The 26,446-nt window shown below is 53.0% G+C and carries 27 protein-coding genes; 7 read left to right on the plus strand and 20 right to left on the minus strand.

Going from position 1 to position 26,446, the window contains the following annotated elements; genetic code table 11:
• The first annotated feature begins 1 nt into the window (after position 1).
• Positions 2 to 739, plus strand: a complete 738-nt coding sequence (locus tag J4E70_RS03110) for an SDR family oxidoreductase (RefSeq protein ID WP_213887587.1) — start codon at positions 2 to 4, stop codon at positions 737 to 739.
• On the opposite strand, the gene J4E70_RS03115 is transcribed toward J4E70_RS03110, so the two are convergent.
• From J4E70_RS03115 to fosX, 10 genes are all read right to left on the minus strand, one after another.
• A complete protein-coding gene (locus J4E70_RS03115) occupies positions 736 to 1,491 on the minus strand; it encodes a TIGR02186 family protein (protein WP_213887588.1) in 756 nt (251 codons plus the stop codon). The genes J4E70_RS03110 and J4E70_RS03115 overlap by 4 nt on opposite strands.
• On the minus strand, positions 1,491 to 2,405 hold the full coding sequence (locus tag J4E70_RS03120) for a sulfite exporter TauE/SafE family protein (RefSeq protein WP_213887775.1): 915 nt from the start codon (positions 2,403 to 2,405) through the stop codon (positions 1,491 to 1,493). Before J4E70_RS03120 ends, J4E70_RS03115 begins: the two co-directional genes overlap by 1 nt.
• 86 nt (positions 2,406 to 2,491) lie before the next feature.
• Positions 2,492 to 3,610, minus strand: coding sequence for an ABC transporter permease (locus J4E70_RS03130; RefSeq protein ID WP_246531574.1), 1,119 nt, complete (start codon positions 3,608 to 3,610; stop codon positions 2,492 to 2,494).
• The gene (locus J4E70_RS03135) at positions 3,610 to 4,704 is read right to left on the minus strand and encodes an ABC transporter permease (protein ID WP_213887589.1); all 1,095 of its coding nucleotides are present in this window, start codon (positions 4,702 to 4,704) and stop codon (positions 3,610 to 3,612) included. Before J4E70_RS03135 ends, J4E70_RS03130 begins: the two co-directional genes overlap by 1 nt.
• A complete protein-coding gene (locus tag J4E70_RS03140) occupies positions 4,704 to 6,269 on the minus strand; it encodes an ABC transporter ATP-binding protein (protein ID WP_213887590.1) in 1,566 nt (521 codons plus the stop codon). Before J4E70_RS03140 ends, J4E70_RS03135 begins: the two co-directional genes overlap by 1 nt.
• A gap of 9 nt (positions 6,270 to 6,278) precedes the next feature.
• Complete coding sequence (locus J4E70_RS03145; RefSeq protein ID WP_213887591.1) at positions 6,279 to 7,268, minus strand: BMP family lipoprotein; 990 nt, start codon at positions 7,266 to 7,268, stop codon at positions 6,279 to 6,281.
• A 189-nt stretch (positions 7,269 to 7,457) separates the two neighbouring features.
• Positions 7,458 to 7,871 carry a GNAT family N-acetyltransferase gene (locus J4E70_RS03150; RefSeq protein ID WP_213887592.1) on the minus strand — a complete coding sequence of 138 codons (414 nt, stop codon included), beginning with the start codon at positions 7,869 to 7,871 and terminating at the stop codon, positions 7,458 to 7,460.
• Positions 7,868 to 8,503 (minus strand): tRNA (adenosine(37)-N6)-threonylcarbamoyltransferase complex dimerization subunit type 1 TsaB, encoded by a 636-nt coding sequence (tsaB, locus tag J4E70_RS03155; protein WP_213887593.1) that lies wholly within the window; start codon positions 8,501 to 8,503, stop codon positions 7,868 to 7,870. Before tsaB ends, J4E70_RS03150 begins: the two co-directional genes overlap by 4 nt.
• Complete coding sequence (locus J4E70_RS03160; RefSeq protein WP_213887594.1) at positions 8,493 to 9,053, minus strand: NifU family protein; 561 nt, start codon at positions 9,051 to 9,053, stop codon at positions 8,493 to 8,495. The genes tsaB and J4E70_RS03160 overlap by 11 nt, the downstream gene beginning before the upstream one ends.
• A 97-nt stretch (positions 9,054 to 9,150) precedes the next feature.
• A complete protein-coding gene (gene fosX, locus J4E70_RS03165) occupies positions 9,151 to 9,552 on the minus strand; it encodes a FosX/FosE/FosI family fosfomycin resistance hydrolase (protein ID WP_213887595.1) in 402 nt (133 codons plus the stop codon).
• Between the two features lie 230 nt (positions 9,553 to 9,782).
• On the opposite strand from fosX, the gene J4E70_RS03170 reads away from it, so the two are divergent.
• A complete protein-coding gene (locus J4E70_RS03170; RefSeq protein WP_213887596.1) occupies positions 9,783 to 10,394 on the plus strand; it encodes a LysE family translocator in 612 nt (203 codons plus the stop codon).
• A 47-nt stretch (positions 10,395 to 10,441) separates the two neighbouring features.
• Here the strand turns inward: J4E70_RS03170 and J4E70_RS03175 are convergent, their stop codons facing one another.
• The 4 genes from J4E70_RS03175 to trpS all read right to left on the minus strand — a co-directional run bounded on the left by J4E70_RS03175 (position 10,442) and on the right by trpS (position 13,513).
• A complete protein-coding gene (locus J4E70_RS03175) occupies positions 10,442 to 10,897 on the minus strand; it encodes a universal stress protein (protein WP_213887597.1) in 456 nt (151 codons plus the stop codon).
• A gap of 60 nt (positions 10,898 to 10,957) precedes the next feature.
• Positions 10,958 to 11,821: a branched-chain amino acid aminotransferase gene (locus tag J4E70_RS03180; RefSeq protein ID WP_213887598.1), complete on the minus strand. Its 864-nt coding sequence runs from the start codon at positions 11,819 to 11,821 to the stop codon at positions 10,958 to 10,960.
• Positions 11,822 to 11,903: 82 nt separating this feature from the next.
• Entirely contained in the window at positions 11,904 to 12,392 is a 489-nt protein-coding gene (locus J4E70_RS03185) for a VOC family protein (RefSeq protein WP_213887599.1), read from the minus strand.
• 98 nt (positions 12,393 to 12,490) lie between these two features.
• Positions 12,491 to 13,513, minus strand: a complete 1,023-nt coding sequence (gene trpS / locus J4E70_RS03190) for a tryptophan--tRNA ligase (RefSeq protein WP_213887600.1) — start codon at positions 13,511 to 13,513, stop codon at positions 12,491 to 12,493.
• Positions 13,514 to 13,593: 80 nt separating this feature from the next.
• Here trpS and J4E70_RS03195 point away from each other — a divergent pair, with 80 nt between their 5' ends.
• Positions 13,594 to 14,277, plus strand: coding sequence for a rhomboid family intramembrane serine protease (locus tag J4E70_RS03195; RefSeq protein WP_213887601.1), 684 nt, complete (start codon positions 13,594 to 13,596; stop codon positions 14,275 to 14,277).
• Positions 14,278 to 14,288: 11 nt separating this feature from the next.
• Here the strand turns inward: J4E70_RS03195 and murJ are convergent, their stop codons facing one another.
• From murJ to J4E70_RS03210, 3 genes are read right to left on the minus strand one after another with little or no spacing between them, the layout of a single operon-like run.
• A complete protein-coding gene (murJ, locus tag J4E70_RS03200) occupies positions 14,289 to 15,821 on the minus strand; it encodes a murein biosynthesis integral membrane protein MurJ (RefSeq protein ID WP_213887602.1) in 1,533 nt (510 codons plus the stop codon).
• Positions 15,818 to 18,592: a [protein-PII] uridylyltransferase gene (locus J4E70_RS03205; protein ID WP_377608280.1), complete on the minus strand. Its 2,775-nt coding sequence runs from the start codon at positions 18,590 to 18,592 to the stop codon at positions 15,818 to 15,820. The genes murJ and J4E70_RS03205 overlap by 4 nt, the downstream gene beginning before the upstream one ends.
• Before the next feature lie 4 nt (positions 18,593 to 18,596).
• Positions 18,597 to 19,769: a penicillin-binding protein activator gene (locus J4E70_RS03210; protein WP_213887604.1), complete on the minus strand. Its 1,173-nt coding sequence runs from the start codon at positions 19,767 to 19,769 to the stop codon at positions 18,597 to 18,599.
• A gap of 57 nt (positions 19,770 to 19,826) precedes the next feature.
• On the opposite strand from J4E70_RS03210, the gene rsmI reads away from it, so the two are divergent.
• Genes rsmI through J4E70_RS03230 form a run of 4 tightly spaced genes read left to right on the plus strand, consistent with a single transcriptional unit; the run spans position 19,827 to position 22,988 of the window.
• Positions 19,827 to 20,726 carry a 16S rRNA (cytidine(1402)-2'-O)-methyltransferase gene (gene rsmI / locus J4E70_RS03215; RefSeq protein ID WP_246531575.1) on the plus strand — a complete coding sequence of 300 codons (900 nt, stop codon included), beginning with the start codon at positions 19,827 to 19,829 and terminating at the stop codon, positions 20,724 to 20,726.
• The gene (locus J4E70_RS03220) at positions 20,723 to 21,076 is read left to right on the plus strand and encodes a YraN family protein (RefSeq protein WP_213887605.1); all 354 of its coding nucleotides are present in this window, start codon (positions 20,723 to 20,725) and stop codon (positions 21,074 to 21,076) included. Before rsmI ends, J4E70_RS03220 begins: the two co-directional genes overlap by 4 nt.
• Positions 21,077 to 21,131: 55 nt before the next feature.
• Entirely contained in the window at positions 21,132 to 22,076 is a 945-nt protein-coding gene (gene gshB, locus J4E70_RS03225; RefSeq protein ID WP_213887606.1) for a glutathione synthase, read from the plus strand.
• Positions 22,077 to 22,988: an alpha/beta hydrolase gene (locus J4E70_RS03230; protein ID WP_213887607.1), complete on the plus strand. Its 912-nt coding sequence runs from the start codon at positions 22,077 to 22,079 to the stop codon at positions 22,986 to 22,988. It abuts the gene before it with no gap.
• An 86-nt stretch (positions 22,989 to 23,074) separates the two neighbouring features.
• On the opposite strand, the gene J4E70_RS03235 is transcribed toward J4E70_RS03230, so the two are convergent.
• The 3 genes from J4E70_RS03235 to J4E70_RS03245 all read right to left on the minus strand — a co-directional run bounded on the left by J4E70_RS03235 (position 23,075) and on the right by J4E70_RS03245 (position 26,417).
• Entirely contained in the window at positions 23,075 to 23,764 is a 690-nt protein-coding gene (locus J4E70_RS03235; protein WP_213887608.1) for an OmpW/AlkL family protein, read from the minus strand.
• Between the two features lie 211 nt (positions 23,765 to 23,975).
• Entirely contained in the window at positions 23,976 to 25,493 is a 1,518-nt protein-coding gene (locus J4E70_RS03240) for a YifB family Mg chelatase-like AAA ATPase (RefSeq protein WP_213887609.1), read from the minus strand.
• A gap of 51 nt (positions 25,494 to 25,544) precedes the next feature.
• Positions 25,545 to 26,417 (minus strand): glutathione S-transferase, encoded by an 873-nt coding sequence (locus tag J4E70_RS03245; RefSeq protein ID WP_213887610.1) that lies wholly within the window; start codon positions 26,415 to 26,417, stop codon positions 25,545 to 25,547.
• Between the last annotated feature and the right edge of the window lie 29 nt (positions 26,418 to 26,446).

The following is a 26,446-nucleotide window of genomic DNA, read 5'->3' on the forward strand; positions in this document are numbered from 1 at the left end:
AATGGGAAAATCAATAATCATTACCGGGGCAAGCTCTGGCATAGGGCGTGCAACTGCCGAGGTTTTTCTGGATGCAGGTTGGCAGGTTGGCATTATCGCGCGTCGACGCGAGGCACTCGAAGGCCTTGCAAAAGGTCATGATAAAGCAGTGGTCCTGCCGGCAGATGTGATAGACAGTGAAGCACTTTCCAAGGCCTTTTCAGAATTTGAGCGTCAGGTCGGGCGGCTTGACGTTCTGTTTAACAATGCCGGAAGTTTTGGCCCCTCTGGGCCCATTGACGAGATTGATCTGGACGAATGGCATAAAGTTCTGAACGTCAATGTGTCCGGCATGTTTTATGCAGCGCAACTTGCTTTCAGGCAAATGCGTCGTCAGACGCCACAAGGTGGCCGGATCATCAACAACGGATCGCTCTCTGCCCATGTACCGCGTGCCGGGTCGGTTTGTTACACCACCACCAAGCACGCGATAAGTGGTTTGACCAAGACGATCAGCCTTGATGGACGACCCTTTGATATTGCCTGCGGCCAAATTGACATCGGCAATGCAAAGACGGAACTGGTCGCAGATCTCAACGCGCGGGCACTGGCAGCAAACCCGGATGCAGAACTTATGCCTATGATGGACGTGATAGATGCCGCCAACGCTGTTTTCCACATGGCCAGTTTGCCGCCAGGTGCAAATGTCCAGACGATGACAGTCATGGCGACTAAAATGCCCTATATTGGCCGTGGCTAGGTCAGGAAGTATCTGAAAACTGCAGAGGCTGACCAACCAGCGACTATCGCAATGAACAAAGAAAAAATGCCGTAAATCAACGGGCGATCATGCGCAAGGTTGTAAATCCAGCGCTCCAGACCCACTTTCTGAACGTTGATCACGGTTTCATACGCGTCGACGACAGAGCCGTTACGCGTCAGGAAAATACGTGTTTTGTATGCGCCCTCTGTCAGGTTTGCAGGAAGCGCAATCGAGGTACGGAAGAGTGTGTCTTCGGAAAGTTCAACCTGGTTTTCCAGCTGCTGATAAAGCCCGTTCTTGGTGCGGATGCGGATCAAGGCTTCGGTAAAGGCTTCTGAATCAACGACTGTCTGCGGTGCACCTACAGAACGGATTGCGCGCGGAATGCTCACCTGATGGCGCAAATCTTCGGTATCACGCAGGATATCCACCAACGGCCCGGTTGTCGCGACAGCGTAAAAACTGGGGGCGGCATCTACTTCAACCGCTTCCGTGTTTACCCAGATACCCAGTCGTCTGTCTTTGCGCCGGACGGTGATAGGCTCAGATGGGCCAACAACGGCAACGATAACCTCTAGCGGCTCAGTCGTCGAAATTGGATCTTCACGTTTCACAGCGCCAAAGATCAGGATTTCTGAGCCGTCAAAATTTGCCGTTATAGCAATCCGGTTCTGGCTAAGCCCTGCAACAACTTCTTCAGCATGGGCGGGGAGGGCCAGGGCCAGACAAAGGAGCAAGATACGTAACATCAGTGCCCCCTCGCGCCGAGTGAGTAAAGTTCGCTAGGTTGCAGTAACAGATCAAGCGCCAGTTTACCGCAGACTGCCAACACCATAATGGCGAGCAGGATACGCAACTGCTCTGCCTTCATCTTGACGCCAATTCGTGTACCGATTTGCGCGCCAATGACGCCGCCGACCAAAAGTAAAACAGCAAGGGCCATATCAACGGTGTAATTCGTCGTGGCGTGAAGCAGCGTGGTAAACCCAGTCACGAAAATGATCTGGAACAAGGACGTTCCAATCACAACTTTCGTCGGCATACCAAGCAGATAGATCATTGCCGGCACCATGATAAAGCCACCGCCGACACCCATGATTGCTGCCAAGACCCCTACAAACACCCCAACAATTAAAGGCGGAATGACCGAGATATAAAGACCAGAAGTGCGAAACTTCATCTTGAACGGAAGGTTGTGGATCCAGTTGTGTTTCTTTCGCGCAGCGACAGCGCCGGGTTTGCGTGATCTCCGGATCGCGTTCAGGCTTTCAAAGAACATCAACCCGCCGATGACCCCAAGGAAAACGACATAACAAAGTTTGACGAGCAGATCGACCTGTCCAAGACTTTTAAGCGTATTGAACAGCTGTACACCAAAAGCGGCGCCTACGAGGCCACCGATCAGAAGCACAGTTCCCATCTTTAGATCAACGGTGCGTCGTTTGAGATGCGCCAGTACGCCTGAAAATGAAGAAGCAACAATTTGGTTGGCTTCTGTGGCAACCGCGACGGCGGGTGGAATACCGATGAAAAACAGCAGCGGAGTCATCAGAAATCCGCCACCCACGCCAAACATACCTGACAGGATTCCCACGATCCCTCCAAGGCCAAGCAGCAAGAAGGCGTTTACAGAAACCTCGGCGATGGGAAGGTATATTTGCATGGGCATTATTAATCCGGGTTAACCGGTAAACTCAACGCCCCTTTGCGCAATATTCTTGCTAAAACGGGACTAAAAGACCCGTTTTTTCATCTTTCTTTGACATATGGTTCGCCGCCAGCACGGGGCGGCGTGGCTTTACCCACAAATCCTGCCAGAATCACCACTGTCAAAATGTATGGCAGCGCCTGTATGAATTGCCCTGGAATGGCGGTTTGACCAAATAATCCGCTGGAAAACAAGCTTACTGTACCAACCGTGACAAGCAGGAAAGCAACCCCGCCGAGGACGGCTAAATCCAATAGTGATTTTCTCGAAGACCAGACCAGCCCTGCGGCCATCACTATCAAGATCGCGACAATTATATAGGTCGGAGCCTCAATGCTTTGATAGCGGTTCGAGAGCGCTTCCAGAACGCCAAAAAGCATGCATGCACCCATTGCGTGCCAAGGACGCCATTTTGCAAAAATCAGGGCAGCTAGCGCAATGAAACCACGCCCCGCCGTCATATCCTTCACAAACCCGGCTGCAAGTCCTGTCGCAAGGTAAACTCCGGCGAGGCCGCACAGTACGCCGCAAATCGCGACTGCCGCATATCGGAGCCGTACAACCGAAATACCAGCCGTATCGACAGCGGCAGGGTTTTCACCCACCGCGCGTAGGCGCAGGCCAAAGCGCGTTCGAAACAGGATGAACCAGCTTGCAGGTACTGCCAGCAAGGCGACATAGACCAGAAATGTGTGGCCTGAAATTAACTCGCTATAGAGCGGCCCAGCGATTGGAATGCCTTCCAGAGTTTCAGTCAAGGGCCATTCAAGGGATTTGAAGCGGCCTTCGCCCATGAGCGATGGCGTTCGACCACCAAGCCCGAACCAGCTTTGGCCGATGACAACTGTCAAACCTGCCGCAAGAAAGTTGATTGCCACGCCGGAAATCAACTGATCTCCGCGAAATGTGATAGAGGCAAGGCCATGCAACAGGGCCAGCAGGATTGAGATACCAACACCAGCGAACATTCCCAGCCAGACGTTACCTGTTACTGCGGCAACAGAGGCTGACAGCATCGCAGCGGCAAGCATTTTTCCTTCCAGCCCAATGTCAAAAATTCCACCACGTTCGGAAAACAAACCAGCAAGACAGGCAAGCAACAATGGCGTCGCCAGACGAACTGCAGAATCGAGGATCTGGATGAGTGTCAGAAAATCCATCACGCGACCCTTTTCTTGAACTTGAGAAACAGTCGCTCAACGGGCGCGCGCACCATGTTATCAAGTGCTCCGGTGAACAGGATGACCAGTGCCTGAATAACAACCACAAGCTCGCGCGGAATGTTTTCCCAAAGTTGAAGCTCAGCCCCGCCTTGCGTCAGGAACCCAAACAGTAACGCGGCCAGAAAAACCCCGACAGGGTGCGACCGCCCCATAAGCGCAACTGCGATTCCGATAAATCCGGCACCCTCTACGGAATTCAGGATCAGACGCTCGCTTTCGCCCATCACATTGTTGATCGCCATAAGCCCGGCTAGCGCACCTGATATCATCATTGAAATCATGATGATCTTGGTAGGTGAAATCCCTGCATAGCGCGCTGCGGTTTCGCTGTGCCCAAATGAGCGAATGGCAAACCCAAGGCGCGTGCGCCAGATCAGGACCCAGAACAAAAAGCAGCACAGCAAAGCCAGTAAAAAGCTGATGTTCGCAGGGGCGTGTTTGCTGAACTCTATGCCGAAGGGCGCGAGCATTTCGTGGAATGATGGCAAATGTGCCCCTGCCGGAAAATCACGGGTTTCTGCAGCCATATTCCCCGGTTCTTTCAGTGCATTTACAAGCAGATACCCCATCAACGCCGCTGAAATGAAATTGAACATAATGGTGGTGATTACGATATGGCTGCCGCGCCGGGCTTGCAGGTAAGCTGGTATAAGCGCCCAGCCAGCGCCAAAGATGGCGGCACCAATGGTCGCGGCGGGCAGCGCAAGGGTCCAATGCGGCCAATCGACAGCAAGGCAGACAAGGGCGACACCAAGCCCGCCGATTGCTGCCTGACCTTCGCCACCGATATTGAACATGCGGGCGTGAAAGGCGATTGCGACGGCAAGTCCGGTAAATATGTAGTTGGTGGCGTAATAGAGCGTATACCCCCAAGCGTTCGTACTACCGAATGACCCCTCAACCATTGTTTTGATTGCCACCAAAGGGTCTTTGCCAATCGCGAGGATCACAAGCCCTGAAAGAATGAAAGCCAGCAGCAAGTTGATAAATGGGATCAGAAGGACATCGGCCCATTTAGGCATTTTATCCATCAGGCTGCCTTTCCGTTCATCCCGGCCATCAACAGACCCAGTTCTTTTTCGTCTGTTTCACCGGGCAGACGTTCCCCCATGATCTGACCATCGAACATCACTGCAATCCGGTCTGACAGCGACATGATTTCCTCAAGTTCAACGCTGACCAACAAAATTGCTTTTCCTTGATCACGCAGCGCTACAATTTGCTGATGAATGAACTCGATAGCGCCAATATCAACACCGCGCGTTGGCTGACCGACCAGCAAGAGGTCAGGGTTGCGTTCTATTTCGCGTGCAAGGACGATTTTTTGCTGATTGCCACCCGAGAAATTCTTGGCCTGAAGCCGCGGATTAGGGGGGCGTACATCGAACCGCTCCATCTTGCCTTCGGTATCGGCACGGATTGCAGCATTGTCCATGAGGAGTACGTTTTTGTTATAGGCCGGGTCGTTGTGATAGCCAAAGGCGATGTTTTCCCAGGCCATAAAATCCATGATCAGACCTTCGCGTTGGCGATCTTCGGGCACATGCGCGATTCCCTGCGCGCGGCGGGATTGGCCATCTGAAAATTTGCCTGTCAGATCGATTGGATGCCCGTTGATGTGGATATCGCCAGTCGCAGTTTCAAATCCGCCAAGCACCTCAAGCAATTCAGACTGCCCATTGCCAGACACGCCTGCGATCCCCAAGATTTCACCGGCACGCACATCGAACGAGATACCTTTGAGCCGCACGACACCTTTGGAATCGGTCACTCTTAAATCTTTGACTTCTAAAACGCTCTTACCAGGTTTAGCTGGTGTCTTGTCCACCTGAAGCAAAACTTTACGGCCCACCATTCGTTCAGCCAGATCTTCTGGCGAGGTATCCGCAGTTTTGATCGTGCCTTTCATTTCTCCGCGCCGCATGACACTGACGGTATCCGTCACATCCATAATTTCGCGCAGCTTATGCGTGATCAGGATGATGGTTTTACCTTCGTTCTTAAGGTTGCGCAGGATGCGAAACAGGTGGTCTGCTTCTGCAGGGGTCAAAACACCTGTCGGTTCATCCAGAATGAGAATATCGGCATGCCTGTAAAGCGCTTTCAGGATTTCCACGCGCTGCTGGTGGCCAACGCTCAGATTTTCAATCAAAGCGTCGGGGTCAACGTTTAGCTCGTATTCTTTGGCAAGTTCAGTGAGTAGCTTGCGCGCTTTTGCAAGCGATGGGCGCAGCAACGCACCATCCTCGGCCCCAAGCACGACATTTTCTAGAACAGTAAAGTTCTCAACAAGTTTAAAGTGCTGGTGCACCATTCCGATACCGGCAGAAATTGCGGCTTGGCTGTCAGGAATCGCTGTTCTTTCGCCGCCAATGAAAATTTCGCCAGCGTCTGCTTTGTAAAAACCATATAGGATCGACATCAGCGTTGATTTTCCGGCGCCGTTTTCACCGACGATGCCATGAATCGCGCCTCGTTCAACCGATATCGAAATATCTTTATTGGCCTGTACCGGACCAAAAGCTTTTGAAATACCGCGAAGTTCTATCGCGGGGGCGGCAGTGTTCTGCCGCCCCAACTGGGGTGCGTCCTGCATTCCGCGCCCTTACATCACCGGGCAGGATTCGTCGGACATATAGTCGTGGACTGAGATTTCACCGGATATAATTTGCGCCTTTGCTGCATCAACAGCAGCGCGCATTTCATCATTCAGCAAAGCGTCGTTATGTTCGTCAAGCGCATAGCCAACACCGTCATTCGAAAGGCCAAGCACGTTAAAGCCGGTTTCGAGATCGGCCCCTTCGGTGAAGGCGTTGTAGACGGCAACATCCACGCGTTTTGTCATCGAGGTCAGAACTGAGCCCGGGTGCAAGTGGTTCTGATTGCTGTCCACGCCAATAGAGAAGATACCTTCGTCAGCAGCGGTTTGCAGAACGCCAAGGCCGGTTCCCCCAGCTGCGGCATAAACCACGTCAGCGCCTTGCGAAATCTGCGCACGTGTAAGCTCGCCACCTTTCACCGGGTCATTCCATGCTGAAGGGGTTGTACCCGTCATGTTCTGAATAACATTTGCATCAGGGTTCGCCGCCTTAACACCCTGAACGTAACCACAGGCGAATTTCGAAATAAGCGGGATGTCCATACCACCTACGAACCCGACCGTACCCGTCTTTGAGGCCATGCCAGCCAACAACCCAACAAGGTAAGATCCCTCATGTTCGTTGAACACGACAGAACGTACATTTGGTTGATCAACGACCATGTCGATGATGACAAATTTTGTGTCAGGAAAATCCGGTGCAACCGTTTCAAGCGCGGACGCAAAGGCGAAACCAGCCATAACAATCGGGTTCGAGCCGGATTCGGCAAAGCGACGCAGGGCCTGTTCGCGCTGAGCTTCTGATTGAAGCTCTACTTCACGGAATTGGCCGCCGGTTTCTTCGGCCCAGCGGGTCGCACCTGTAAAGGCGGCTTCGTTAAAGGATTTGTCGAATTTCCCGCCAAGGTCAAAAATGATAGCCGGATCGGCCAAAGCAGCCGTAGCTGCCAGCGCGAGCGATGCAGCCGCGCCAAGGAATGTTCGCATCAATGTCATGACACTCTCCCGATTTGTTTTTTATGGGACGATGGCCGAATACCAGCGCACCCCGAGTTTATGAGCAGATCTAGGTTGATCATCCGCGATTAAGGCCGAAGCGCTAAGAGAGCGTCAATAGCTTTTTACCATTTGGTCGCAATTCTGACGTCAGATTTGATAAATCTTAATACTTACGGGCCCTAAGGTTCAGAAAAGTTCGCGTTCAAAGACAACCGCATCAACGGCGTCTTCGTTCAGACGCCGATAATAGTCGCGCCGCTGGCCACATTTCAAGTAACCGACGGACAGGTAAAGCGCTATTGCGGCATTGTTGTTTGCCGCAACTTCGAGAAACGATTTTTGAGCCCCAAGCTTTTTGGCTTGCGCTTCGAAATCTAATAGGCGAGCACGCCCCAACCCCACACTTCGCTCATTCGGATGAACTGCCAAAGTTAAAAGTTCTGCTTCATCGGCAACGACACGGCCAAGTGCAAAACTCGCCTCGTCTTTTACCAGAAACACCCCCCGGCTCTTGAGCAACGATGCGAACTCCTTTTCGTCCCAGGGGCGGGGCGTTTCAAAGGATAACGCGTGAATATGGGCGAGTTCCGCAGGTGTCATGGCAAAATAACTGGTGCCGGATCGCGTGGGGGCGCAGCGTCAGCCGCACGAATGTAAAGCGGTGCGGGTCGCGCCTGCTGCGTTCTGTACCGTTTGGCTGCAAGATATGCGATTGCAACGGCAAGCGGGAAAGCTGGCAGGCAGATGTTTGGCAAACTATCTTCAAGCGATGTTCCAACCACCTGTTCAGATTTTAGAAACTTTTTTTGTTCGCGTGCTAGCAATTGCGGTTCAGCGACAGTATTCTCACCGATTTTCTGAAGATAAATCTGGTTACGGTGCGCTTCAATGATGGAATAGACTGGCTTTTTCTGGCCATAGGCCTGCGCCTCAAATCCAGAGACGCCGACCGCTGGAATGTCTAGCGCGAGCGCAAGACCACGTGCCGCTGACACGGAAATGCGAATGCCAGTAAAGTTACCGGGGCCAATGCCAACACCGATTGCTGAAAGATCAGACCAGTCTGAACCGCCCTCATCCATTACCTCCTGAAGCAAAGGCACAAGCCGTTCTGCCTGACCTTTCTGCATAGGTTCAAACTTTTGAACAAGAACGCGATCCCCAGATATCAAAGCGGCCGCGCAATGCGCGGCCGATGTATCAAAGCCAAGGATAAGGTCTTTAGGCGGCAACAGGCCGTACCTCAACGACTTCCGGGATATAGTGGCGCAGCAAGTTTTCGATCCCCATTTTCAAGGTCAGTGTCGAAGATGGACAGCCCGCACAGGCCCCCTGCATATGCAGATAGACGATACCCTTGTCAAAGCCGTGAAAGGTGATGTCACCACCGTCCTGAGCAACTGCCGGGCGTACGCGCGTATCAAGTAAATCTTTGATTTGGTTTACAATTTCACCATCAGGGCCGTCGTGATCAGCATGACCAGCATTTGCGGCTTCGCCTTGCATTGCGGGCTGGCCTGATTGAAAATGTTCCATGATTGCGCCAAGGATCGCTGGCTTGATGTGGTTCCAGTCAACCTCTTCGGGCTTTGTCACCGTAACAAAGTCACCGCCAAAAAACACGCCGCTTACACCTTCCACAGCGAATATACGCTGGGCAAGCGGTGAATTGGTTGCCGCATCAGCATTGGGAAAATCTGCTGTGCCCGTCGCTAGAACGGTTTGACCGGGCAAAAATTTCAGCGTTGCTGGGTTTGGGGTAGATTCTGTCTGGATAAACATTCGTGCCTCCTGAGCGCGTCTTTGATATGCGCCCGGACGTGGGTTTTGTCAAGGTTTAGAACCGTTCTAAACCGTCCGGGCAGCGTCGAAAACTACGCTACTTGGCGTAACGGGCAAGACGCTCTTCCAGCGTCCCACTGTGCAATTCTAGCAAGTGATTGTCGTAGTCATAAAAATAAATCGATCGCCCCTCACCTTCGACACGCGACCGCCCGGTGCGTACCTTAAGGCCAAGCGCATTAATTCGGTCCAGATAGTCGTCATATTCCGCATCGGATATCTTGAAAGCGACGTGATTATACGTTTGTTCAGGTAGTGGTTCCCCTTCCATCGTGGCAATCCAAAGACCGCCAATATCGAAAAACCGTTCTCTGGAAATTGAAAATGTGCCAGCACCGCTGTCGTAAATTTTTTTTGCGCCAAAAACCTTTGTCAGCATGTTCTCCATACGATCAAGATCTTTGACGATAAAGGTTATGTGGCTGAGACCTTCAATCATTTGCCATCGCTCCCTTTTGTTCGTTCGTCAAAACGTATTTTGAATTTGCGGTAATGCCATGATCGATAGCAAGACCAGATCTGATAGTTATACCGCGCGATTTACTAAATATTAGTGAATTGAGTTGAGCTAGGAATCTCTAAATTCGCCTTTTTGAACCTTACTGGCTTGCATCTTCGTTCGCTTTTACGAAACATCTACTAGGTTGCTTTTTTGGAAAGTTGTTATCCATGGAGCTCGCATCGCTCGTTTTGTTTGCAGGCGCTTTGCTTGTTGCTGCAGGTTCACCTGGGCCAAGTATTGCTGCGCTTGTCGCAAGAGTACTGTCGCGCGGCCCCCGGGATGTAATGCCATTTCTTGCGGCGATGTGGTTTGGCGAAGCAATCTGGCTCTCGCTCGCGGTGTGGGGTTTGGCCTCTATCGCAGAGTCATTTCACGCAGCATTTTTGGTGCTCAAATGGGTTGGTGTTCTCTACCTTGTGTATTTGGCCTGGAGGATGTGGACCGCTCCTGTCGCATTCGAAGTGTCGGATCTGACAGGGCGTCGTTCAGGAACAAAGATGTTTGCCGCCGGGTTGGCAGTGACTTTGGGCAACCCGAAAATCATGGTGTTTTACATGGCGTTATTGCCATCGATCATAGACCTGAAAATACTGACAGTTTCAGGTTGGGTCGAGCTAACAGCAGCGATGCTTTTTGTGCTTGTTTCGATTGACCTTGTTTGGGTGGCTTTGGCTGCCAGAGCCCGCAGTTTACTTAAAAGTTCGGCAGCGGTGCGTGTCGCCAACCGTTGCAGCGCTGGAATAATGGCAAGTGCGGCGGCCCTTATTGCAGCGCGCTAGAAACAATCAGGCTCTTTAAAACTTGGAAAGCGTAACTCTTTTTGGGCTTAAGTTATCGCTTCCAGCCGTTCCTTGGACAAATCGCCCGGCACAATGGTCAACGGGATCGGCAGGTTGCCCGAGGCGCGGGACATCTGCGTCACAAGCGGACCTGGGCCTTTTTTATCTATGCCAGCACCAAGCACCAGAACGCCAACTTCCGGGTCTTCATTTACCTGAGCAAGTATTTCTTCCACAGCTTCGCCTTCGCGAATAACCAGTTCCGGGTCAACGCCTTGCTTGTCACGCATCCATTTTGCGAAAACCTCAAAATGGGCATGGATTCGTTCGCGCGCTTCTTCTTTCATCAAATCGCCGACACCGATCCAGTGGTTGAATTCGTCAGGTGGAATAATGGATAATATTTCTACGCCACCGCCTGTTCTGGCTGCACGCATCGCAGCAAAACGCATGGCATTCAGGCATTCGCGGCTGTCATCCAGCACAACCAGAAACTTACGCATGTAGGGCTCCCTTTAACAGCGCAATGATGACCCAGCGTTGCGATACGCGCAAGCATCCATTCACTTGGCTGAATGCGCCCAGTCCCAGTAAAGCTCTCTCGCACGTCTTGTGACGGGCCCAACCTGATAATGCGTGCCGTCAAATTCAGTGACGGGCGTAATTTTTGACATGTTTCCGGTTAGAAACACCTCGTCCGCTTCTCTGAAGTCGTCAAAACTGAGTACAGTTTCATGAATGCGAAGGCCATCTGTTGAGAGGTTTGAAATATGGCGGGCGCGGGTGATCCCTGACAAGAATGTTCCGTTTGGAATCGGCGTAAAAACCTCACCATCTTTCACCATGAACACATTGGCTGTCGCGGTTTCGGCGACATTGCCAACAGCATCCGCAACCAGTGCGTTGGCGTATCCTTTGGAGCGGGCCTCTGCCAGCATCCGCGCGTTGTTTGGGTAAAGACACCCTGCTTTCGCATTCACAACATTGTCTTCCAGCATAGGACGCCGGAAACGGGTTGTGGTCAGCGTTGTAGACGCTTCTGCGGGGGCCATAGCAATTTCTTCGAGACAAATGGCAAAACCCGGTTTCCCCTCTGCGGGGATAATACCGCTGTGCCCGCCGTTTATCGCCCAGTACATTGGCCGGATGTAGACTGCGGCATCTTTTGAAAACCCGCTCAGCCCTTCCCAGACAAGCTCCACCATCTTCTCGGCGCTGACAGAAGGCGTGATCATCAGCGCTGTCGCTGAACGGTTCACGCGTTCGCAGTGTGCCCGAAGGTCGGGCGCAATGCCTTCAAAGAAGCGCGCGCCGTCAAAGACGGTCGTCCCAAGCCATGCCCCATGATCCGCCGCACGAATGACCGGCACGTCACCCGTGTGCCAGCTTCCTTTAAAATAGGTGCGGATATTTATACCGATGACCATGATGCTTCTCCCTTTGTCGCGCGGAGCGTAACGGAGGTTTAAGTCAGACGTCCAGACCCAAAATGAGACATTTTTTCTGACATTAAAGTGTGTCAGCCTCTGCCAACAGCGCTTCTAAATCCAGCCGCGCCGTCGTCATGGCCAGGCTGCCATCTGTGGAACGTGGCCAGTCTTTTTCGGCACGATCCACGTATAGCTCTATGCCGTTACCATCTGGATCACTCAGATAAACGGCTTCGCTGACACCGTGGTCTGACGCGCCCTCTATTTTGATACCGGCGTCGATCACTTGGCGCACCGCACGGGCAAGCTCTGCGCGGTTCGGGTAGAGAAACGCTGTATGAAACAGACCGGTATGGCCAGGAGGTGGTGGTGTGCCACCCGCGCTATGCCAAGTGTTTAGACCAATATGATGGTGATACCCACCGGCAGATAAAAAGGCGGCTTCTGTTCCGTACCGGGTCTGAAGCTCAAAGCCCAGAACACCCGAATAAAAATCGATCGCGCGCTCAAGATCGGCGACTTTCAGATGCACATGACCAATTCGGGTTTCCGGATGCGCAGTTGTCATGGGGCTAATCCTTTGTGATCCTCCCCAACAACATAGCAATCAACGCGCCCCCTTTCATCCCAAGGGCGCGCGCAGAGTCTGTGCATTGAAGCAGAGCGTCAGCGGGACCGGATCATCCCGACAATGTCATAAGTTTTTTCAAGAATTGGTCGTGCAATTGCGCTGGCCTTGCTTGCGCCGAGGCCCAGTATTCGATCAATCTCTGACGTGTCCTGCATCAGACGCGCCATTTCGCCTGAGATTGGTGACAGCTTTTCGACCGCGAGTTCAGACAGCATTGGCTTGAATTCTGAGAACTGCTTGCCACCCACATCGGCAAGCACAGCGTCGACCGTCTGATCAGCAAGAGCGGCATAAATATTTACAAGGTTCTTTGCTTCTGGGCGGTCTGCCAATCCCGCGCTTTCCGACGGCAGAGCATCCGGATCGGTTTTTGCCTTACGAATCTTCTTCGCGATAGTGTCAGCATCATCGGTCATGTTGATGCGACTTGCGTCGGACGGATCAGATTTTGACATCTTCTTGCTGCCGTCACGCAGTGACATCACCCGTGTTGCAGCGCCTTCAATAACGGGTTCGGTGATTGGGAAAAAATCGACGCCGAAGTCATTATTGAACTTCGTTGCGATATCGCGTGTCAATTCCAGATGCTGCTTTTGGTCTTCGCCTACCGGAACGTGTGTCGCGTGGTAAACCAGAATGTCTGCCGCCATAAGGTTCGGATAGGCAAAGAGCCCGACAGAAGCATTCTCTCTGTTCTTGCCAGCTTTATCCTTGAACTGGGTCATCCGGTTCAGCCATCCCATACGGGCAACGCAGTTGAAGATCCACGCGAGCTGCGCGTGCTCTGCAACCTGGCTTTGGTTGAAAAGGATCGATTTTTCAGGGTCAATTCCAGAGGCAATGAAGCCTGCCGCAAGTTCGCGCGTTGCACGGCGCAAATCGTCAGGGTTTTGCCAGACGGTGATCGCATGCAGGTCGACCATGCAATAAATCGTTTCAATACCCCTGTCCTGTGCCTGCGCGAAACGCTTCAGTGCGCCAAGGTAGTTGCCAAGGGTCAGGCCGCCCGAAGGCTGGATGCCTGAAAAGACACGGGGTGTATGGACCACCTCTGTCATTATGCTTACTCCATCTGGATTTATACTACTGGCTGCCTTACCCATGGGGAAACAGGCCGTCAACCAATGGAGCCAATGATATGAGCAGTGATCCCAATGCGTCACCCGTAAACCCGTTACCACCAGTGGTGGTGGCACTGGCCGCTTTGATTTTTGGTATCGAGGTATTGTTCAATCTGGGTGCGCGTGGCCTTTTGGGTGGCGCCGAAGCTGTTGGCTGGCGCCTATCAGCGCTTGAAACCTACGCGGTGCCGGGTGGATTGCAAAACTGGATGCTCGAAACGGGCCGCTTTTCTGGTGACAACTTGATCCGTTATGTAACCTACTCGTTTGTGCATGTGAGCTTTACCCATATGCTATTTGTCGTTGTTTTCGTGCTGGCCCTTGGCAAGATGGTGGGTGAGGTTTTTCGCGCCTGGGCTGTGCTTGCCGTATTTTTTGGCGCGTCGATTGTTGGGGCGATAGTTTACGGCTTATTGAACGAACGGGCAGGGCTTATCGGCGGGTATCCGGCTGTCTACGGCTTGATCGGTGCATTTACCTTTTTGCTTTGGGTCAATCTTGCGGCACATGGCGCCAACAAGTACCGCGCCTTTACCTTGATTGCGTTCCTACTGGGCATCCAATTGATCTTCGGTCTGTTCTTCGGTGGTGGTAAAGACTGGGTCGCCGATGTTGCAGGTTTTGCAACAGGCTTTGGTCTTTCCTTCTTTGTTTGTCCCGGCGGGTGGTCCCACGTTATGGCCGTCCTACGCCGCAGATAGTGGTGGCGGTTTTATCGTCGGCGCATTGCAGCACGGAAATCAGCGACATTGAACGCACCCAGCCAGTGGCCGAACAAAGCGTAGCTGACGGTGCCGGAGGCGACCAGAATCAACAAAGCCAGATATCGCCATCCGGCAATTCCAAACATTGGTCCGATCACTAACATAGTCACCAAAAGGCACGCGCCCATAAGGGCAGAGGCTACGATAAGACGCCACAGTCTTTGCTTGAAGCGGGCGTCGAACAGTGCCGCATTGCCCATTTGGCGCGATCCGGCCCAAAGCAACCAGAACATTGCCCAGCCAGCAAAGGTTGTTGCCAGTGCGGCTGAAACATAGCCGATAAACGGTGCAAGACCGATTGCGATCACTGCATTCAGAACCATCGCAATCAAGGCGTAATAAAACGGGGTTTTGGTATTTCCTCGGGCGAAAAACAATGGCTGCAACACCTTTTGCAGCACGAAGGCAGGCAGGCCCAACCCATAGATTGCAACCACGAGCGCAGTCGCGGCAGTGTCATCAGCGGTAAACAGCCCGCGTTCAAACAGAACCTGGACAAGCGGCATTGGCACAATCAGCAACGCAACGGCCGAAGGCAAAGTAAGCGCAAGCGCCATTTCCCCGGCGCGACTAAGCGCTTCTTGCCCGCCTTTGCTGTCATCGGCTTGCAACCGTCTTGAAAGCTCTGGCAACAGAACAATACCAATCGCAATGCCAACAACGCCGAGGGGCAATTGATAGAGGCGGTCTGCGTTGTAGAGCCATGAAATCGCTTTATCAAACTGGCTCGCAACTTGCCGTCCAACGAGGAGGTTGATCTGCACAACGCCGCCGGCAAGGGCTGCGGGGGCTGCGATGATAGCCAGACGTTTAAGCTCGGGCGTCCAGCGCGGCCAGCTCAGTGTAATCGTAAAACCTGCGCGGCGTGCCGCCCACCAGACCAGAGCCATTTGCAAGACACCGGCAATGGGGACGGTCCAGATCAGTGCCGACGCGATATCCCAGCCCCGAAATGCCGCAAGGATCATTGAGGATATGAAAAGAATGTTCAGCAAAACGGGCGCGGCTGCGGCGGCTGCGAACCGCCCCGTTGAATTCAAAACGCCTGACAGCAAAGCAGCCAGTGAAATGAAAATAATATAGGGAAATGCTATACGTCCGTAGTCAACCGCCAGATCAAACTTTGGCGTACCGGCAAATCCTGCCACCTGGGCATAGATCAACCAAGGCATTATCAGTTGCGCGACGACGGTCAGCACAATCAGTATGGTTGTCAGCACGGAAAACGCGTCTTTGGCAAACCCTATGGGGTCATCACCACTTTCCAGCTTCTTCGAAAACATGGGCACGAAGGCCATGTTAAATGCGCCTTCTGCAAAGAAGCGCCGAAACAGGTTTGGCAGGGTAAAAGCCGCAACAAACGCCTGATGCGCCGGACCGGTTCCCAGGTAAGCCGCGATCAGAACATCACGAACAAATCCCAGTATCCGGCTTGCGAGAGTCCAGAACCCAACCGTAAAGAACCCGCCCATCATTCTCATTCTGATTGTGCCCTTTCGGCGCCTTGCCGGATCGCATCGCGAAGCCGTTTTTCCAACGTTTTTTGTTTTGCTTCGGAATGGAACTTTAGCCCGAACATGTCTTTTACATAGAATGTATCGACCACCTGTTCGCCGTAGGTCGCGATAACTGCGGATGCTATATAGACGTTTGACGTCGCCATTGTGCGGGTCAGATCGTAAAGCAGGCCCGGTCGGTCACGGGTATCAACCTCGATAATCGTATAAATTTCCGAGCCGTCATTATCGAAAGTTATCGAGGTTGGAACACGGAATTCACGTTCGCGTTTCTTAATTTTGTCGCGGTCTTTCAGGGCGTCCCGTGCAATCACTTCGCCTTTCAGCGTCTTGTTGATCATGCTGCGCAACCGGTTAAGGCGATTGACTTCGTAGGGGTGCCCCTCGGCGTCCTGTATCCAAAAAACAGCCGTCGCAAACCCGTCTTTTGAAGTGTAAGTCCGCGCGTCAACGACGTTGGCCCCAACCAGCGCCAACGCCCCTGCAAGACGGGAAAAAATCCCCGGGTGATCGGCCAGCGCGAAGGCGGCTTGCGTCGCATCTCTGTCTTGGTCCGGCTTAAGGTCCATGCGGATTTCATCGTCTCCGATCCCAAGAAGCAGGCGTGCAAAAATCTCGTGCTGGGCTGTCTGAAGGCCTTGCCAGTAAGGTGAATAGTGGCGAGACGTTTCAACGCGCAGATCTTTTTTGTCCCAATCAGACAAAGCCTCGCGCAAGGTGCGCTTTGCTTCATTGCTGCGGGCGGCGTGATTGAGGGTTTCATAGCCCGTCTCAAGTGCAGAGGCAGTTTCGGCGTGCAGTCGGCGCAGCAGCATGGCCTTCCAGTTGTTCCATGTTGTCGGGCCAACTCCGCGGATGTCGCAGACGGTCATAACTGTCAGCAAATCAAGTCGCTTCCTGGTTTTTACCGCTTTTGCAAAATCGCGAATAGTACGCGGATCACCAATGTCGCGCTTTTGTGCCATATCCGACATCAGCAAATGATAACGTACAAGCCATTCGACGGCATCACATTCGTCGGGTTTCAAACCAAATTGGGGCGCTAATCTTCGCGCAACCCGTGCCCCAAAGATCGAATGGTCCTCTGGGCGACCCTTGCCAATGTCATGCAACAGCAGTGCAAAATACAAAACCTTCCGGTTAACACCCTCTTTCAGGATGCCAGAAGCAACGGGTAGTTCTTCAACCAGTTCCTCGCGTTCAATCTGGGCAAGGACAGAAATGCACTGAATCGTATGCTCATCAACGGTGTAGTGATGGTACATATTGAACTGCATCATCGCCACAATCGGTTCAAAATCCGGGATAAATGCTGAAAGCACGCCAAGTTCGTTCATGCGCCGCAGCGCACGTTCAGGGTTACCGTGTTTCAAAAGCAGATCAAGAAAGATGCGCACGGCTTCCTTGTCTTTACGCATGTCATCGTCGATCAGATCGAGGTTCGCCGCGATCAGCCGCATGGCATCCGGGTGAATCAGATAACCAGTGCGAAGGGCCTCTTCGAAAATGCGAAGGATGTTTAATTTCTCGCTTAAAAAAGCCTTCTCGCCTGTGATGCTGAGGCGGTTTTGCACGAGCTTATAGCCGGGTTTGAGTTTCTTCCGTCGTCTCAGGAAGCGCATCAAGCTTGGCGCACGTTTTACGTGGCTCGCTTCAAGTGCAGTCAGGAAGATGCGGGTTAGTTCCCCCACGCTTGTTGCATGGCGAAAATAATCTTGCATGAAATGCTCAACCGCTCGCCGCCCACTGTGATCTGTGTAACCCATGCTTGAGGCCACTTCGACTTGCAGATCGAATGTTAACTGATCCATTGCACGGTTGGTGATCAGGTGCAGGTGGCACCGGACGGCCCATAAGAAGCTTTCCGCCTGGTCAAACCTGTCAAACTCTTCCTGTGTGAACACTTTGACAGAGACAAGCTCTGTCGTGTCGTGCACCCGGTGAACGTATTTTGCGATCCAGAACAGCGATTGAAGATCGCGTAGCCCGCCTTTGCCCTCTTTGACATTTGGCTCAACCACATAGCGTTGACCACCTTGCTTTCTGTGGCGCTCTGCGCGTTCAGCAAGTTTCGCCTCGATGAAGTCAGAGGCGGTGTTTCGAAACAGGTCTTTCCACAAAACCTGCTTGAGTTTCGCTGCAAGTGGTTCATTCCCACCAAGATAGCGATGCTCAAGCAGCGCCGTGCGAATAGTATAATCTTCGCGCCCAAGGGTGAGGCAATCGCGAATGGTCCGGCTTGAATGCCCAACCTTCAGGCGCAAATCCCAAAGGATGTAAAGCATTGATTCAATGACGCTTTCGGCCCATGGGGTGATTTTATAGGGCGTCAGAAACAGAAGATCTATATCGGAATGCGGTGCCATTTCCGCACGGCCGTACCCACCGACTGCCACAAGGGTCAATCGTTCCCCTTCTGTTGGGTTTGACAACGGATGCAGCCAGTTCTGCGCAACGTATAACGTAACAGCAACAAGGCTGTCAGCCAGATAGGTATAGGCGCGTGTCGTGGGGCGCGCATCAAGTGGTCTGGCTTTGAACGCGTCTCGTATTGCCGCGTTCCCGCGCTTTTTAGCGTCCGTCAATACTTTTACGGTGAGTGCGCGAATGGCCTTACTGTCTTCGGCCTCAGGCAAGGCAGCCAGCAGTGCAGTCACAACGGCACCATGGTCAAATATTTCTTGTGCCGGACAAATCAAATCGTCCGGCACAAGAAACGGTTGCGTTAAGAGGATCGGTTCAGAGACCGATTCCTGTGAAGGAGCGTGGGGCAGGGTCAATTACAATAACCTGGTTCTCGCGGATCTGGGCAATCGCCAGCCCGCGTTGGTTGGTTCCATCTGGAAGCAAGCGGAACACTCCGTTCACTCCTACAAAGCCTGATCCTTGGGTCAGTGCGGCGGTTGTTAGAGCATCAGACTGACCTGATTTGATCAACGCGCCAATTGCGGCGATTCCGTCATAGGCTAAACCGGCAATAGGGTGCGGCGGGGTGCCATAGGCGGCTGCGTAACGATCACGAAAGCGATCATTCAGTGCGGGATCAGGCAGCGCAAACCACCCATTTTGCACGCCGGGCAAGGCCAACGCAGTTGCAGGGATGTCCCAGCGGCGCAGACCAATAAACTGGCTGACATCTGTCTCGACACCGTTTTCCGGCAAAAGTTGCGTCAGCAAAGGCAAGGCCCCGTCGGTACCAGAGGTGAAGAACACTGATTGCGCACCCGAAGACTGCACCTGACCCGCAATGCCAGGAATGGCGTCAATCAAGCCTTGTTGCGATAGTTCAAATCCTGCTACTCCCGCAAGGGTGCCACCGCTTCGACCAATTGCTGAAATGATCGCATCACGCCCAATTTCTTCTGAGATATCCTGACCATGCACGACCATGATGTTGCTACGCCCCTGGCTGACCGAGTAACTAACCAACCGGTTCGCGGTGTTTTCAAATGTGTTGCCTAGGACAAAAACGTTTCCGCCTGCAATCTCTGTATTGTTCGAAAAAGACAGAACGTTGACGTTGCGGTTTGCAACTGCGACGCCTGTGGCGTTCGCTGCGTCAGCAAAAACCGGGCCGAGGATAATTTTCGCCCCGTCGTTAACGGCACGGCGCGCCGCTTCGGCGGCTTGGCCACTAAGACCGGCAGTTGGATAAACCCGCAGATCAATTTGCACACCCTCTAGGTCTGAAATCGCAAGACGTGCGGCATTTTCCAAACTTTGTGCCAAAACAGAATCGCCCGGGTTAACTGACCCTTGTGGAACCAGAAGCGCGACGGCAACCGGACGGTTCGTATTAATTGATGGACCACCTCCAAGTCCGCCGGGCTGACAAGCCGCAAGCAAAACAACAGATAGTAAAACGAAAGCAATTCCCAGCGACTTGCGGGCAGAACTCAAAACAGCAAACATAGGGTTATCCTCACTCCCTCGGCACAACATACGAGCCTTGCCAGAGTAAGCGGTTGAATGACAAGTGTAAACGAAAAGCAAAAGGCGGAATCACAGGTGAATTTTCAAAAGAAGCCATTGTCCGCCGGTCTGTATTTCGTGGCGACACCGATCGGCAGCGCGCGAGACATTACGCTGCGTGCACTTGATATTCTGGCTTCTGCTGATGTAATAGCGGCTGAAGACACCCGTACGGCGCGAAAGTTAATGGAAATTCACGGCGTCCCACTAGGGGACCGTCCATTAATTGCCTATCATGATCACAACGGTGCGCAGGTGCGTCCGCGACTTTTGGCAATGCTGGAACAAGGCAAATCAGTGGCCTATGCGTCAGAGGCTGGCACACCGCTTGTTGCCGACCCGGGCTATGCGTTGAGCAAAGCTGTAATCGAGGCGGGTTACTTGGTGACCAGCGCGCCGGGGCCTTCGGCAATACTTGCAGCACTTAGCATCGCAGGCCTTCCAACCGACAGGTTTTTCTTTGCTGGTTTTGCGCCAAATGCCAAAGGACAGCGGCAAAAATTTCTGGAAGATCTACGCGATATTCCAGGTACGCTGGTATTGTACGAATCTCCGAAGCGACTAAAAAGTTTTCTTGGCACTTGTGAAACTGTGTTTGGGGGCGAAAGATCGGCAGCGGTTTGCCGTGAACTTACCAAGAAATTTGAAGAAGTCGTTCGTGGCTCTGTTGCTGAACTCAATCAGGTATTCGCAGAGCGAAGCGTCAAAGGCGAAATCGTGGTTCTGATTGATCGCGCACGTGGTGAGGGAGCGGACGCTGCCACGATGGAAGAGGCGCTGGGGAACGCGTTGAAATCAATGTCTGTCAAGGACGCGGCCAACGCAGTTTCAGAGGCGCTGTCGATTCCACGCAGAACTGTTTATCAGGCGGCACTGGCAATGGCGAAAAACAGATGAGCGGTAGAACGTCTTACCTTGCCGGTCTATCCGCAGAGGAAATTGTAGCACGCCACTATTTGGCAGAAGGATGTGAAATCAGGGCAATGCGCTGGCGAGGAACGGGAGGCGAAATTGATCTGATCGTTCAGGATGGCGCGCATTTGATTTTTGTCGAGGTTAAGAAGAGCAGGGACTTTGCCCGTGCCGCCGAACGTATTCGTCCAAACCAGATGCAACGTATCTACGCCACCGCTTCGGAGTTTTTGGCGGGCGAACCGGCAGGGCAAAACACCGATGCTCGGTTTGATGTGGCGCTGGTCGATGCAAGTGGTTCGTTGCAGATCATCGAAAATGCCTTCGGCCATTGAACCGTTTCGCATCATCCTCCATGTAGGGACAACGTGAATTAGGAGAGCCCTCGCCATGCCGTTGAAAGTTGCCATTCAGATGGACCCGATTGGCCCCATTGATATTGATGCCGACAGCAGTTTTCGCATTGCCGAAGAGGCACAGGCGCGCGGGCATGAATTGTTTTATTACACACCTGACAAGCTTGCTTATAGCAGCGGCCGCATCATGGCCAAGGGTTGGCCGCTGAAAGTGCGGCGTGAAAAGGGCAATCATTTCAAACTTGGCAAAGAGCAAGAGATTGATCTGGCAGACTGGGATGTTGTCTGGCTGCGTCAGGACCCACCCTTTGACATGAGCTATATCACGACGACCCACCTGCTTGACCGAATTCACCCGGATACTCTGGTGGTGAATGACCCCTTTTGGGTGCGGAATTATCCCGAAAAACTGCTTGTGCTTGATTTTCCTGACCTCACGCCACCAACCATGATTGCGCGCGATCTCAACACGTTACGCCAGTTCAAGGCAGAACATGGCGATATCATCCTGAAACCGCTTTACGGGAACGGTGGGGCCGGGGTGTTCCGGCTGGAACATAGTGACCGAAACCTCGCGTCGCTGCATGAACTTTTCGCGGGCATTAACCGCGAACCCCTCATCGCGCAGAAATTCCTGCCGGATGTTTCAAACGGCGACAAACGGATTATTCTTGTTGATGGCGAACCTGTTGGTGCGATCAACCGGGTGCCTGCAGCAGGTGAAACACGTTCCAACATGCATGTTGGTGGGCGGCCAGAAAAAATTGGCATGTCTGAGCGCGACCTTGAAATCTGCGCGGCAATTGGTCCGCTGCTGAAAGAAAAGGGACAGATTTTCGTTGGGATCGACGTGATTGGCGACTACCTGACCGAAATAAACGTGACCTCGCCAACCGGTATTCAGGAACTTGAGCGGTTCGACGGCACAAACGTTGCCGAAAAAATCTGGCTCGCGATCGAGGCACGCAAAGGGAAGTAGATGAGCCTGCAACTGCGGCTGTTCAATGTCTTGTGTCGAACTTTGGTAAAGCCCCTGCTTCGCAGAGAGGCAAATCCAAAAAGGGCACGCCGCAGTTTTACCCTGCTCGCCCGGTTGTTGTTTCGCCCACCTCCGTTTTCGCTGTTCTTGCCCGCGTCTTACAAGACCAACAACGGCCCGGAAAGGGCGCTATGGGTGTCTTCAGGCCGGGTTAAAACACGCGAAGTTTTGCTCTATTTTCACGGGGGCGGTTACATTGCAGGCAGTACGCGGACACATCGTGCGATGTTGGCCCGTTTGTCACGATTGACGGGGCTGCAGGTGTTTTTACCAAACTACGGACTGGCCCCTGAATCTCCTTTTCCAGCCGCTTTTGACGACGCAATGGCATCGTATGATGCGCTCCTGACGCGTGGGTACAAGCCATCCGATATCATTGTTGGTGGTGATAGTGCTGGCGGTGGATTGGCCCTTGCCGTGCTTGCCAAACTTTGCCAGCAAGGACGAACCCCAAGAGCAGCTTTTGCGTTCTCACCCTGGACAGACCTTTTGGCGACCGGCGCATCACTGCGGGAAAATGCGCAGGCTGATGTGTTGTTCTCACCAGAACGAATTCCGGTGTTGCGCGACATGGTTGTTTCTGAAGAGGACGCCGATGATACACGCATTTCACCGCTTTACGCAGAGTTCCCAAATTGTCCGCCGGTTTTCTTTCAGGCATCGGAGAGCGAGATTTTGCGCGACGATACACTTCGCATGGCGGCGCGGCTTCGCGAATTCGGAGCAGAAGTGACTGATGTTCTCTGGCCTGATGTTTCGCATGTCTGGCAATTGTTTGATGGCTTGATGCCTGAGGCGCGGGCTGCGCTTTTAGAAACAGCCGGGTTTATCCATGGCCAGTTGGAAACCTGACGCCTTCAGTTTTCGAGACCTCAAAAACGAAAAAGAAAGCGCCTTAACAAAGACGCTTTCAATATTACTTTTAGATATTGAGAGAATTAGAAGCGGTAACCAATACCGACACCAACCAGCCATGGGTCAAGGTCAACACTTGCCGGAGTTGCTGCACCGGTGACTGTTGCATCAAGGTTCAGCCAGAGCTTCTTGACGTCCACGTTGAAGCTCCATTTGTCGTCAATGGCGTAGTCAAAGCCAACCTGTGCTGCCAGTCCAAAAGATGAATCCCAATCGTCAACGCCACCAATGGCAGCGGTTGGGTCACTATCAATGATGGTCGTGTAGTTAATGCCAGCACCGACATAGGGTTTAAACGCACCCAAAGGGTGGTGGTACTGGAATGTCAGTGTTGGCGGCAAAAGCAAAACGTTAGAAATTTGCGCGGCACCTAAGAACACGTCATGCGGTGTCACAGCAAGGATAAGCTCTGCTGCAAAGTTGTCATTGAAGAAGTAGGTAATATCAAACTCTGGTACGACGGCATCTTCAGCTGTTAAGGCTGCTGGCGCACCGCCTAAAAGACCATTGCTTTCATCCGGCAGAACGCCAAGCGCCCTGGCACGGAACATCCATTTCGTACCAGCCCATGGGTTAGCAGGGGTAGCAACTGGAGCAGCCACGTCTGTTTCTGCTGGCGCGGTGGTCATACTACCTGCTGAAGCGGCTGCTGTAGAACAGAGCAGCGCGGCCAAAGTCGCGGAAATAACTTTTCCAAAGAGTTTCGTTTTCATCTATCTTCTCCTGATTTCAGCGACCCTCAATATACGAATCGCCCTCTTCTGACAGGAGCTTTAGGACTCTCCTTCAAACTTGTTTTTGATTCATATCAAGCTTGTTAACTTTTTGTTAAGAAGTGCTGTTTTGTCGCGTTTTCGTACTCATTATTTCCGAAAACCTATTTTGGAAACCGAACATTTATTGGGTTTTCACAATTTGTAAGACTCAGTTCCCTGCAGAAGACGCTGGCAGCCGATAACTGACTGCTTCGGCAACATGTGGCAGTGTCACGTTTTCCTCCCCCTCAAGGTCAGCGATGGTTCTCGCCACGCGTAGCACGCGATGATATCCTCGAGCCGATAGTCCAAAGCGTTCTGCTATTCGTGCCAGAAGTGCACGCCCCTCTGCATCCGGCGTTGCGACATCTTCAAGCAATTGTCCCTCAGCATCTGCATTAACACGCACACTCTCATACCCTTCATAGCGTTGGTCCTGTACTGCGCGTGCGCTGTCAACACGAGCTGCTACCTGCTCAGACGTATCCCCACTTGGTGGAAGGTCGAGGTCAGTATAGGCAACCGGTGGAACATCGATTCGCAGATCAAACCTGTCCATCAGCGGCCCAGAAATCCGCCCAAGGTATTCCTCACCACAGTTTGGTGCACGGGAACACGCCCTTGCCGGGTCCGACAAGTATCCGCATTTGCAGGGGTTGGCTGCAGCAACCAGCATAAAGCGGCAAGGATAGCGCACATGTGCGTTTGCACGCGCAATCACAACTTCGCCGGTTTCGATGGGTTGCCGTAACGTTTCCAGCACCGCACGCGGGTATTCAGGGAATTCGTCCATGAACAGAACACCGTTGTGGGCAAGCGAAATCTCACCCGGTTTTGCATTTCTACCTCCGCCAACTATAGCTGCAATCGAAGCGGTATGATGCGGCTCACGAAAGGGGCGTGCGCGCGAAATGCCACCTTCGTCCAGCAAACCGGAAAGCGAATGGATCATAGATGTTTCCAGTGCTTCGGTGGCTGATAGCGGTGGTAAAATCCCCGGCATTCGCGCTGCAAGCATGGATTTGCCTGATCCGGGTGTCCCGATCAGCAGCACGTGGTGGCGCCCGGCTGCAGCAATTTCAAGCGCGCGTTTGGCCCGTTCCTGTCCTTTCACGTCGCGCAGATCACGGTTGCCTGCCACCGGGTGTACTTCTCCGGGATCGGCGGCCGGAAGGCGTGATTGTCCATTGAAATGTTGGACGATTTCGATCAGTGTTTTTGCCGCCAGAACTTCTGTCGCGCCCACCCACGCGGCCTCTGCGCCGCAAACACTCGGGCAAAGCAAAGCCCGGTCGTCTTCAGCTGCAGCCATAGCAGCAGGCAAGGCCCCAACGACCCCGATCAGGGACCCATCCAAAGACAACTCTCCGAGTGCGACAATGCTTTCTGCAGCGTCACGTGGAATAATCTCGATGGCAGCCAAAAGCGCCAAAGCGATAGGCAGGTCAAAATGAGACCCTTCTTTGGGCAAGTCAGCAGGTGACAGGTTGATGGTGATCCGTTTTGACGGCAATGCGATTGACATTGATGTCAGTGCTGCGCGCACCCGCTCGCGTGCTTCGCTGACCGCCTTGTCGGGCAAGCCGACAATCGTGAACGCGGGCAGGCCGGGTGCAACTGCACATTGCACCTCTACTTTACGCGCTTCTATTCCCTCAAAGGCGACCGTGTAGGCGCGTGCAACCATGGGCCTTCCTCACCGCATTAACCAATGAGTTAACGGATAAAGAGGGATGGTTTACGACTGGTAAATTTCCATGAAACCCGGCCAGGCCTCAGGGTCAGCGACTGTCTTGTCGCGACAAAATGCGTTACAGAACCCAAAAGTCCGACCTGAAACCTCCATAAGATGCGTCGATGGTTTTCCGGAATAAGGGCAGGTTTCGTTTTCCGGCGTACCAAGTGCGACGGAATGCGCTGCAACGGGTCTTGGGCCGGGCCAATCGCAAGTGGTGAAATCTCGTTTATAGAAAGGCTGATCCGGTCCGTCGACCAGACCCATAGCGCGCCAACGGCGAAAAGCCGGGTCTGCCAGGTGGGCATCAACATAGGCTTGAGCGCTCTCGCTCACACGCAGACCATAACCCGCAACGCGCGCTGCCACTGGCGCGAAAAACACGTCTGCGGCTGAATAAGCGCCGCAAAGCCAGGGACCATCGACACCAAGTTCAGCGCGCGCAGTGTCCCATATCAATGCAATGCGCTCTAAATCAGCCTCAACCTCTTCACTTGGCTCAAAGCTTGAATACGCAACCCGCAAATTCATTGGGCAAGCCTCTCGCAACGCCCCAAAACTCGAATGCATTTCCGCTGCCAGGCGCCGCGCAATGGCGCGGGCTTTCGGGTCTTTCGGCCAAATTCCGGCTTCGGGATGGCGACTTGCAAGCTCTTCAGCCATCGCCAGTGTGTCTGTGACCACTGTACCATCCTGTAGTTTGATCGCGGGCACAGTGCGTGACGGTGCAAAGTCACGCAGCAGGTTAGGCAAGTCGTCTGAGTAAAGCCTTCCGATATGAAGGCGATAGGGTAGACTAAAATTTTCAAACAACAGCCACCCACGAAGTGACCAGCTGGAATATGCGCGATCACCGATAGCCAGATCGTAAGTCATGTCTGCAAACCCTGTGTTAAAATGTGTTG

Source organism: Pseudohalocynthiibacter aestuariivivens (genome assembly GCF_018457175.1).
Lineage (GTDB): Bacteria > Pseudomonadota > Alphaproteobacteria > Rhodobacterales > Rhodobacteraceae > Pseudohalocynthiibacter > Pseudohalocynthiibacter aestuariivivens.